Origin of the sequence: Microcoleus sp. Pol11C3, from assembly GCF_036701485.1 — a bacterium.
In the GTDB taxonomy this organism is placed as follows: Bacteria; Cyanobacteriota; Cyanobacteriia; order Cyanobacteriales; family Microcoleaceae; genus Microcoleus.
On the sequence record NZ_JAUBQW010000171.1, the window covers coordinates 1 to 11927 of the forward strand.

The window sequence follows — 11927 nt, forward strand, 5'->3', positions numbered from 1 at the left end:
CTCCACAGTAGCGTTTAAAGCCTTTGGGGGTTAACTTTTGTAATTGTTCGTAATTCATATTATTAAGCTAATTTTTTCTTTTATTTTACCAAAGCGATCGCACTTTCGCAAGAGGTCTAATGGTTCCGAGAACGGTAACTGGAGCAAAAGAAAGTACCAAGGGAGTGAGTAAAACTTCAACCAGCCCTGTAACAAAGTTGTCGAGTGCGAATAAAATTAGCAGCATTAATACAGCACTTTGCGTGACTAAGAGGTACAGTAACAGCAGTGAGCAAAATAATTTTTGATTTGCTTACTTGAACATAATTTCACTCCCAATTCCAATAGTTTTTCTACTATCTGTATACTTCGAGGTACAAATCTCCTGAGCCATGCCTTTAATTCCCACCATAAATGTTCGATCGGGTTAAACTAGGCGTGAGTAAGGTGATAAATACACTATTCTTGCTCCCACTGCTTCAATCATTTCTTCTACCCCCTCTACTTTGTGCGCCTTCAAATTATCCATGACTAATACCGCTCCTTTCCATAATTTGGAAGTTGTTCTTGCACAAATTTCTTGAACTCCTCTCCGTTTATCGATTTTTCTATTGTCTTCATGGCGATGACTTTCTTATTGCTTATTGCTCCCACCACTGTTACCCTACTTCCTCTATAAAATGGCTTGATATCGTAGCTTCTTTCTCCCTTTTTACTTCTAGCTCTAAGTCTCATTATCCCCAGCAATACGCCCATTTCGTCCAAAAATATCAGATTTTCTGGTTCGACATCTCGGATTTTTTCCCAATATTCTACTCGCTTCTTTTGATTAATTTCTTTATGGGCTTGACTACTCCGTAGTGTTTTTTTTTTCAAAGTGAGTTGCTGCTTTTGTAAGAATCGGCACATGGCGCTCTCGCTCAACCATACTCCTGTTTTTTCGTGCCAATACTCACAATATTCTGCAAGTGTGTAATCTGGATACTGGGCTACCATCTCTTCAATCTGTTGTTCGTGACCAAAGAGTTGGCTCGGTTTACCACCATGAGCCTGACTAGGGAGTAGTCTTCCTGTCTCTTTTTTTCGCTTTAGTAGTGCCTGTACGGTACTTTTACGCTCCTTGAAATCTTTCTGCTACTTTCCGAATAGAGGTGTTACCTGCTTCGTAAGTGTTAATGATCTTTTGACGCATATCTAGGGAGTAGGGTTTCATTTTTCTTTTTCTTACCACCTCTACTATTGTACCTAATCGTTAAGCAAAGTGCTGTAGTCCGGGTCGAACGGTAATATAAGTCCAGCCTTCAAGTGCCTCGTGCCAGAGTGAACTTTTTTCATCTTCTGAACTGAAAGAGTAATAGTTTTAACAACATTAGGAAAGCGAACGAGTAACAGAGTTGTTACAGCAAAAAGAAATGTGGCAAAGTCAATTAAAATAATCCCTTGAAGCTGTACGAGCCCTAGCAAGACTCCTGCCAACAGCGGTGAAATTAGCTGGGCGCACGCTTCTGCTGACTGAACCATTCCACTCGCACGAGGGAGAAATTCTTTCGGTACTAATGAAGAGGTCGAAGCAGTGTAAGCGGGCAACTGAAACGCTTTGCAGACAGAACTGAGGCTGACGGCGAGGTAGATGTGCCAAATTTCAAGGTTTCCGGTGGTGAGTAATAGAGCCATCGCCACTGTAGTTATCCCCGCGCCGGAGTCAGATAGAATCATGCACCACCGCCGGTTCCATCGGTCAACTAAGGCACCCGCTACCGGAGAAATCAGGATACTGGGCAGCATAGCCGATAGCAAAATCAGAGAGAATTGAGTGACTGACCCCGTACGCTGGTACACCCACACTCCCAAAGCAAAGCTAGTCAGACCCGACCCGATAAGGGATATTAGTTGTCCAAACCAGACAATAAGAAAAACGCGCATTTTACGGAAGGTAAGGAATTTTTTCATTCGCTCCCTTCTCTATTTTTTTTTAAACTGCTCAAACTCTGCAATCTTCATTTGTGGTGATGAGGCAAGATTTTGCAAGATTTCTTGATAGTAACTAAACAAGCGTTCGAGAGTTTCACTGGTAAACAAATCTCTACTGTAAACAGCATTAATTTCGATAATTCTAGATTTTTCCGAAGCCGAAGAAATATAAAGCTCTAGAGGAATTTCTTCATCCCATAATGTATCTTTGCCCGAACCTAGTACGAGTTCTGATATAGGCATTTGGTTAGAACCCTCTACAGGAGGCACGATTGTAACACTTGCTGAAAAAATCAATTTTCTTTGGCGCTTGACAACTTCAATGACTTTTTGTAAAGGAATCTCCTTGTTTGCAATCGCTTCATTAAGTGCTTCTTGAACCTGCTCTAAAAGAGTTACTGCTGTTTGTTCGTCGTTAAGTTGTGAACGCAAAATTACGTCATTGATAAAGCAACCGAGCATTGTTTCAAGTTCAGGAGTGCTACGATTACCAATCGTCGTCACTATCATAATTTCACTTTGCCCCTGATATTTGAACAAAAGGAGAGTTAAAGCTGCCAGGAGGATAGTAGATGTGGTAATGCTTTGAGAGCGACTCAAGTTTTCGAGGGATGTGACCAGATTTTCATTCAAGACTAGAGAGTAGGAACAAGCGTAACCGCTATTAGGATGAAGCTTTGATTCCCGATCTGGCTGGTATTCTGGTTGTTGTAAAGGAGCAGCTAGTTTTTGCACCCAATAATTAAGTTGCCCAGCCAAGACTTCTTCATTAAATCGTTGACGTTGCCAGAGAGTAAAGTCGGCGTACTGCAACGGCAGTTCAGGCAATGGTGAAGGTAAGTTATTTGAGAAAGCGTTATAAAGCGTTTCTAACTCTTGCACAAAGATGCCGATTGACCAGCCATCCGTGATGATATGGTGTATTGGTATGAGTAACCAATACTCTTGTGAAGACAACCGCACCAAGGTTGCCTTAATTAATGGGCCATTCGCTAAGTCAAAGTGGTAGTTTATCTCTCGTTCGGAGAAATGAAGAGCTTCAGCTTCTCGCTTTGCCGAAGGTATATTTTGTAAGTCTACTATCTTTAGGGGTAAAGTCAGTTCTGGGGCAATTACTTGCACGGGTTGACCGTCCACCACCGGAAATGTAGTCCGCAAACTTTCATGGCGGCGAATAATTTCGTTGATACTTTTTTCCAATGCTTCTGAAGAAACCTTGAAAGTCAACCGTAAAGCAACACCACTGTTGCAGCTACAACTGTGAGGATTTAATTGCTGAACGTGCCAGATATACTCTTGTTGGATGGAGAGTGGCAGATGTCCTTTTCGCGTTGTAGGGACAAGAAATGATAAGTTCTGGGACGCGATGCTATAGTCCGATAGCTCTTTTAATGTCGTAGGATACTCAGTTTCTAGTATCTTGCACAGGGAAGCGATGGTAGGTGCTTCAAATAAATGGCGTAGGGGAAGTTCAATCGCAAAAACTTGTCCGATGCGCGAGATGATTCGAGTTGCTAGCAGGGAGTGTCCTCCCAATTCAAAGAAGTTGTCGTTGATGCCAACTCTTTTTAATCCCAAGACTTCAGCCCAGATAGCAGCCAATTTTGCTTCAGTCGGAGTGCTAGGGGCGACAAATTTATCTTCCTGTTCGTTGTGAAAGTTATCTGGTGCGGGTAAGGCGCGACGGTCTATTTTACCGTTGGGTGTCAGCGGCAGCGCTTTCATCAGCACAAACGCGCTCGGTATCATGTAATCAGGTAGCTTTTGTTTCAGGTAGTCGCGCAGGTTGCGAGTCACTGTGCGCTGCAAAGTTTTCCACAAGTCTTGAGTGTCCAACTGATAATCTACGCTTTGCTCAACTTGAGCCTGTTCGCTGGGTGTAAGATGAAAGCGAATCCCAGCCTGTGGTGGACGTGACCAAACTACTGTCCCAGAAAGCCAGCGCGGTTCGCTCTCTCCAGGTAGTTGCATACGCACGCGGACGCTCTCACCTCGCTCGATAGCCGGCACCCCCACCAAACCAACGCCGCCCGTGGAGATATCTTGTGTGTGGATTGTGATGGCGTTACCGTTGAGTTCTAGTTGGCATTCACTGTGATAAGGAATGCGGTCTGGAATAAGGTTAGAGACTAGATAAGCTACGAGGCGCTTGTTTCCAGGTGTGTCTTCTCGATCAATGACTGTCACTGAGCGCACGTTCGGATGTTTTGCCAGTACCGCCTCAATTTCGCCTAATTCGATGCGAAAGCCACGTATTTTCACCTGATTGTCTATGCGACCGAGGTATTCGATGTTGCCGTCGCTCAGGTAGCGGGTTAAGTCGCCAGTTTTATAGAGACGCTCCCCCGGTTCATTGCTGAAGGGGTTGGGAATAAATTTCTCATCAGTCAGATCGGGACGGTTGAGATATCCTCGCGCTAACCCCACACCGGCAATATGTAATTCTCCGGGAACCCCAATAGGAACGGGTTGGAGATGGCGAGCGAGAATATAAGTTTGTGTGTTCTGAACAGGTTTACCAATTGGTGTGTTTTTGTAGCTCTGGATTCGAGGGTAAACAGAATACAGAGTGACACAAACTGTAGCCTCAGTTGGGCCATACCCGTTGATGATTAGTAATTCAGGAACCTTCTCTACAATTTCTACTAACAACTGTTCGCGAATTGGTTCTACTCCAACTAGCAATCTTTGCAAAAATAGCTTGGCATCTAAGGAATTCAGCCATTCCACCAACTCCTCGATCATAAATGGAGGAATATATGCGCTGCGAATCTGGTTAGTACATAACCATCCAAAAAATGCTTCGCCGTTCAGCTTTAAAAAGTCTGAGGGAATCAATAATGACCCACCAGATAAGAGAGGCGTAAAGATTTCATAAACTGAAACATCAAAATTAATAGAAGTCCATAAGCTACATTTATCTCCAATAGAAATTGGCTTGCGGCTTTGAAAGTCGTCTAACAGATTCACTACACCTGTATGATTACAACAAACCCCTTTTGGGTTTCCTGTTGAGCCAGAGGTGTAGATAACATAGGCGAGGTTGTCCGCTTTCACATCCTGGGTAAGATTCTCTTGATTGTACTTGCTGATGTTTTTCCAATCTTTATCCAAGTACACCACTTGGGCCGAGTGTGCAGGTAACCCCTCAGCTAACTGGGAGTGTGTGAGCAATAGTGGCACAGCCGCATCTTTTAGTATGAAGGCAAGCCGCTCTTTAGGATAGCCAGGGTCGAGCGGAACATAAGCCCCTCCTGCTTTGAGAATGCCAAGAATGCCGATGGTCATTTCTAGCGATCGCTCGATACAAATCCCCACCAAAACTTCTAGCCCAACTCCTAGCGATCGCAGGTAGTGTGCCAACTGATTTGCTCTTGCGTTCAATTCGAGGTACGTCAGTTGTTCTCCTTCAAAAACCACTGCCACAGCGTCGGGCGATCGCTCAACTTGCGCCTCAAACAACTGATGGATACACTTATCAAAGGGATACTCAGCCCAAGTGTTATTCCACTCCAGTAATAACTGCTGCTTCTCCTTTTGAGTCAACAGTGGCAATTCACCAACCAGCCCACCTTCCTGAGCAACCATTCCCGACAACAAACTTTCTAAATGCCCCAGCATCCGGCTGACAGTATCATCATCAAAACGGTCAGTATCGTAACTAATTTGAATAGACAACTCCCCACCAGGAACAACTGCCACAGTCAAAGGATAATTCGTTCTTTCAAAACCGACAACATTCTTAATTTCTACACTCCCCTGACCTTCTAATAAAGAAGAATCTACTGGATAATTTTCAAACACCACAATGCTATTGAACAAAAGCTGGTTTTTCGGAACATCACTTTGACCCTGAATTTCTACTAGCGGGGTGTAAGAATACTCTTCCCGCTCAACCTGCTGCGCCTGCAATTGTTTTAGCCAAGACAACAACTCAGTTTCAGCCGAAATTTGTACTCGCACAGGCAAAGTATTAATAAACAGCCCCACCATCGATTCTACCCCCAACAAAGCCGGAGGTCGTCCCGATACAGTGGCCCCAAATACCACATCTGACTCCCCACTATAGCGACTTAGCAGCAAAGCCCAAGCTCCTTGCACTAAAGTGTTTAAAGTCAGATGGTGTTGCCGAGCAAATTCCTTAAGTGCATCTGTTAGCGTTGCCGATAACTTAATCTTCCTCTCATCATAGATATCCTTCGGTTCGGATATATTTCCCACCAATTTATCCACCATCAAAGGCGTAGGAGCCGTAAAACCTGCAAGTTGTGAGCGCCAAAACTTTTGAGCATCTGACAAGTCTTGCCGTCGCAGCCAAGCAATATAATTTCGGTAAGGAGGTGGGGCCTCTAAATATAGATTCTCACCTCGGTTAAAAGCTTCATAAAAAGCCCAGACTTCTTTCAGGACTATCGGCAAACACCAACCATCCATCAGTAAGTGATGATGGCTCCAAACAAATTGATAATTATTATCAGCTAATTGAATGAGAGTGCAACACATTAACGGCGCTTTGTCAAGCTTAAAGCCCCGCTCTCGTTCAGCCTGTAAAAAAGCCGACAAACGTTCTTCTTGTTCTCCTGAAGATAGAGAACGCCAGTCATAAATATGATAAGGTAAATTGACCGACTTGCACACAACCTGAAGCGGATGTTGTTGGTTTTGCCAAACAAAGAAAGTCCGCAAAATTGGGTGAAGTTCTACCACTCGCTGCCAAGCTTGTTCAAAGGCTGAAACATTTAGATTTTCACTCAGAGTACAAACCAATTGCTCAAAGTACACTCCAGAATTAGGAGCATACAGGGTATGAAAGAGCATCCCCTCTTGCATGGGGGATAAGGGGTAAATGGATTCAAGAAGGGTTTTAGGTGTTAAGGACTCTACTAACTCGTCAAGCTCTGCTTGAGTTATGTCAGCATCAGGGAAATCTGTTGGTGTATAACCAAAAGCTTCTGACGACAAGCAGTCGTGAATAATACCAGTTAATGTTTCTATGAAACTGTTAGCTAAACGCTCAATTGTGGCCCTTTGATGAATTTTCGTATTGTAAGCCCAACTTAGTTGCAGTTTGCCATCAGCCACAAATCCATCTATCTCTAGCAAGTGAGAGCGATTCCCTTTAAAACTAACTGGAGAGCCGCTCGACTCTTGAGCTAATCCCAATATCGGAAATGCTGACAGCATTTGGTCGAACTGACCCAGATAGTTAAAACTTACCTGTGCTTGGGGAAGTTGTTGTAGTTGCTGGCGTGTGGTTTCATCCTCATTGAGATAGCGAATTATCCCATAACCTATCCCGCGTTGGGGAATATGGCGCAGTTGTTCCTTGATAGATTTAAGTGATTTCGCTGTTACCTCAGCTTGTTCTAACTTTAATAAGACAGGGAATACGCTGGTAAACCAACCGACTGTTCTCGCTAAGTCCAGATCTGAAAATAATTCTTCTCGTCCATGTCCTTCTAAATCAATTAGCAGTGAAGTTTGTCCTGTCCACAAGGCAAAACTTTGCGCTAAAGCGGTGAGCAGGACATCATTAATTTGGGTGTTGTAGGCTGAAGGAACTTCTTTGAGTAGGGCTGTGGTTTGTTCTGCACTTAGGGAGACTGATACTTCGGCTCTATCGGCCATTTGGTTTTCTGCTGTTTGTGAAGGATCGTCTACTGGTAGAGGTACAGTGTGAGAGTTTAATTGAGTTAGCCAGTAGTCGAGTTCTGCTACGGCTATTTGAGTTTGTGCATATTCGGTGAGTCGGACTGCCCAATCTTGGAAGGAAGTGGTTTTGGCTGGTAATTTAATTTTTTCTCCTCGATTGAGTTGTTGGTATGCCGCGATTAAGTCTTCTAACAAAATCCGCCAGGATACGCCATCGACCGCTAAGTGATGGATGATAATTAATAAACGATTTGGTTGATGCTCGCCTAGATGAAATAAAGCGACGCGGATAATAGGGCCTTCTGAGAGGTTTAGGCTGGCTTGTAATTGGTTAGCTGTGCTTTCAATGGCGGTAATTTGTTCGCTTGGGGCTATTTGTGATATATCGGTAATGCTGAAAATTTCGCAGTCAAGAGTAGAGCTATTAAGAAGTTGCCAAGTGTCACCCTTGGGAATTAACCGCAGGCGTAGGGCATCGTGATGTAGCAGCAGTTTTTGGAGAACTTGCTGCAATAGTTGTGGTTTTAAGTCGGGGGATATTTCAAATAGGAATGATTGGTTGAAGTGGTAAGGTTCGGGTAAGTTTTCTTCGACAAACCAGTGTTGGATGGGGGTTAAGGCAACGTGACCAGTTACTAAACCTTGTTCGGCTGTAATTTCTGTTGTGGGAGTAACAATTTTGGCTAATTCGGCAATGGTTTGATGTTGAAATAAGTCTTTGGGTGTGAGTTGGAGATTGGCTTGGTGACAGCGGGCGATAATTTGAATGCTGAGGATGGAGTCGCCGCCTAATTCAAAGAAATTGTCGTGGATGCCTACCTCCTGTATTTGGAGAACTTCTGCCCAAATTGTGCCGAGGATTTTTTGGGTAGATGTTTGGGGAAGAACTTTGTTTGTGGCTAGTTGTTGATGTACTGTTTCTGGTTTGGGTAAGGCTTTTGAGTCTATTTTGCCGTTGGGGGTGAGGGGGAGGGTTTCCAGCATGATAAAGGTGGCTGGAATCATGTAATCGGGGAGTTTTTGTTTAAGGAAATTTCGGAGGTCGTTGCTTTTTGGTGCTGCTTCTGGTTGTGGCAAGATATAAGCTACTAATTGTTTGCTGCCAGCTTTGTTTTCGGTGGCAATGACTACTGTTTGTTGGACTGATGGATGCTGAGAAATAGCGGTTTCGATTTCACCTAATTCAATGCGGAAGCCACGAATCTTCACCTGATTGTCAATACGACCGATGTATTCGATGTTACCGTCCGGTAGGTAGCGAGCCAAATCTCCTGTTTTGTAGAGACGTTCACCCGGTTCATTGCTAAAAGGGTTGGGAATAAATTTCTCTTCAGTCAAATCGGGACGGTTGAGATATCCTCGTGCTAAACCTGCGCCGCCGATAAGCAACTCACCTGGAACGCCAATGGGTACGGGCTGTCCGTTCCGATCTAAGATGTAAGTACAGACATTCCCAAGGGGACGACCGATCGGCAACTCCTTCAATGTCGTGTCCACTACCGATAAATCATATATCGTTGCCCCCACAGTGGCTTCTGTCGGGCCGTAATTATTCACCAGACGAACTCGCTGTTCCACACACTCAAGCCAAGTTTTCAGTCGATCGGGCAGTGCTTTTTCTCCGCCAATGATTATTAAGCGCAATGATGGGGGTAATAGCACCGTTTCTTGAGTCAAGAAAGCGGTCAGTTCGTGCCAATAGGCTGTTGGCAAAGCCATTACAGTGATTTCCCAATTCTTGCACTTTTGCAAAAATCCCTCAAGGGAGTCCAGCATGGAATCAGTACGCAAGACAAGCGTCGCACCAGAAGTCAGGCTGGTATAGATTTCTTCGGCACTGACATCAAAACTAATTGAGGAGAATTGTAAAATGCGATCGCACTTCTGTATTCTATATTCAGCACTCGCGGCCGTTGTGTAGTTGACTAGCGACCCTTGTTGAATTAAAACGCCTTTGGGTTTTCCTGTAGACCCTGATGTGTAGATAACATAAGCCAAGTTTTCTGGCTTCACTGAACTTAAAGGGTTTTCTTTGGGGTAAGAAGCAATTTCTTTCGAGTCTGAATCTAAGCAGATAACACGCGCTGAGTGTGCAGGAAGTTTCTCCAGTAGTTTCTCTTGGGTAAGCAGCACTGGAACCGACGAATCTTCTAGCATGAAAGCCAAGCGCTCAGAGGGATAGTTCGGGTCTAGCGCAACGTAAGCACCACCCGCTTTGAGTACGCCTAACAGTCCTATAATCATTTCAAAGGAACGTTCTAGGCAGATGCCCACCAAAACTTCTGGCCCTACACCCAGTGATCGCAGGTAATGTGCTAGCTGGTTTGCCCGGGCGTTCAGTTCCCTATAGGTGAGTTTTTCCCCTTCAAATACCACGGCCACAGAAGAGGGCGATCGCTGAACTTGCTCCTCAAACAACTGATGGATGCACTTATCCTGGGGATACTCAGCCCAAGTGTTGTTCCACTCCACTAATAACTGGTGGCGCTCGTTTGGTGTCAGTAGAGGCAATTCTAAAATTTTCTGCTTGGGATTGGTGACGATTCCTTCGAGTAAAGTCTGGTAATGTTCCACCATTCGAGCGATAGTTGCCCCATCAAACAGATCCGTGTTGTATTGCCAGCCAGCCAGGAGAACTTCTCCCATTTCCATCATCATCACATCCAGGTCAAAACTTGCCCCCCGTTGATGGCCGAGTGGATATGGCTCCATCTTCAAGCCTAACTCTTTTCCTGACTCGCACCAACGTTGCTTTTGCCAAGTGAAGCTGACTTGAAACAGTGGAGAGCGACTGGGGTCTCGCTGAGGCTGAAGTTGCTCGACTAAAAGTGGAAATGGATAATCCTGATGCTTTTGGGCTGCTTTGACTTGAGTGCTGACCTGATCTAACAAATCTGGGAATGTCAGGTTTGGCGAAATAGAAGCCCGCAAAACAGCAGGGTTGACGAAATAACCGACAACTCCTCTAAACTCTCGACCGGATCTTCCCAGCATCGGACTTCCCACCAAGATATCTTCTTGATTTGTGTAGCGGTAAAGCAACACAAAAAAAGCCGCCAGCATCAGCTTGTAAAGAGTTGTACCTGTCGCTCTAGCTACCTCTCCCAGTCCCTTAATTAATTTTTCATCTAGCTGAAAAATATGCGTTTTTCCCCGAAAGCTCTGTATCGGCGGTCTGGGTCTGTCTGTTGGTAAATTCAGGATTGGCAAATCACCCGCTAGTTGCTTTTGCCAGTATTCCCAATGTTTTTCTGCCTTTGGACTAGATAGCATTTCTGACTGCCAATGTACAAAGTCGGTATAGGGCAGATTTTTAGGAACAGAAGCTTCTATTTGCTGATGACTAAGTTGTTCCGTTTCGACTGCATACCAGAGTTGCATCTCAGTAAAGAGCAAATCGTAAGACCACGAATCACTGACAATGTGGTGCATGGTCAGCAACAGAATATGTTCTTGGGGCGACAAAGTAAATATATTCAGTCGCCAAGGTAGTTCTTTTTCTAAGTTAAAGGGACGGTCGGTTTCTAATAATATTTGTTTTTTTAAGTAGTCTTCGCTCCAATTTGAAGCATCTGTTATCTGGATATCACTTTCTAGGTATTCGTGAAGAATTTGAAAGGGTTTCCCTTCGGAATTGGTGTAAGTAGTCCGGAGAATCGGATGGCGGTTTACAATTTTTTGCCACACCCGATGCAAAGCTGTAATATCGATGCTTGAGCGAATTACCGCTGTATCAAAAATATTATATGCCACGCTTTCGGGAGCCATCTGGTAGAGAAACCATAAAGCTTGTTGACCCAAGGAGAGGGGATGAAAGGATGCTGTTGTTTCTGGCGTCATAGGGGTGATGGTATCGTTCAGGACGGGCAGATTTTGTGCCGAAGATATTTGAGTGGTTGTAGATAAAGTGATAAATATTGGTGTTTTTGGATGTTTTTACTTCGGACTAGAAGCGCCTTTATAGTGCGAGAGTTTTAGACACAAGTCGGGCAAAATGTTTTAGCTAAAAGTCGGCAATGTAGGGACGCTTCGCATCCTCGTTAACTGCAACCCTCACAAACCCGCGCTTTAAGATTTCTTGAAGTTTAGATCCTGTGGGTGTAGTACTGGCAACGGGCGATCGACCTTCAGCCACTCCAAACCGCGCATAATGTTCAAATCCGCTTGAAAAACTACCGTTGGCAACTGCTGCTGCTATTTGGGGGTTAGCATCTAGATAAAATTGCTCGTTGAAGGAAACTTGTGGCGTTCTTTTTTCAATAAAACCAAACTTTACCCAATGCTCGAACCCGTTGGGAATAATGCCTGCTGCTACCGCTTGTGCC

At 44.4% G+C, this 11927-nt stretch carries 2 protein-coding genes and 2 pseudogenes; all 4 read right to left on the reverse strand.

From position 1 onward, the window contains the following. Positions 1-392 precede the first annotated feature (392 nt). Positions 393-975 (reverse strand): annotated as a pseudogene (locus QUA40_RS25325) (transposase); the annotation flags it as partial. Between the two features lie 249 nt (positions 976-1224). Next, a complete protein-coding gene (locus tag QUA40_RS25330; RefSeq protein ID WP_333131001.1) occupies positions 1225-1929 on the reverse strand; it encodes an MFS transporter in 705 nt (234 codons plus the stop codon). A gap of 12 nt (positions 1930-1941) precedes the next feature. Further along, positions 1942-11442, reverse strand: a complete 9501-nt coding sequence (locus tag QUA40_RS25335) for an amino acid adenylation domain-containing protein (RefSeq protein WP_333131003.1) — start codon at positions 11440-11442, stop codon at positions 1942-1944. A gap of 163 nt (positions 11443-11605) precedes the next feature. Continuing rightward, positions 11606-11927, reverse strand: a pseudogene (locus QUA40_RS25340) (hypothetical protein); the annotation flags it as partial.

Bases quoted from the DNA above. Each gene is read 5' to 3' on its own strand.
- QUA40_RS25330 (WP_333131001.1), bottom strand. From the start codon at position 1,929: ATGAAAAAATTCCTTACCTTCCGTAAAATGCGCGTTTTTCTTATTGTC.
- QUA40_RS25335 (WP_333131003.1), bottom strand. From the start codon at position 11,442: ATGACGCCAGAAACAACAGCATCCTTTCATCCCCTCTCCTTGGGTCAA.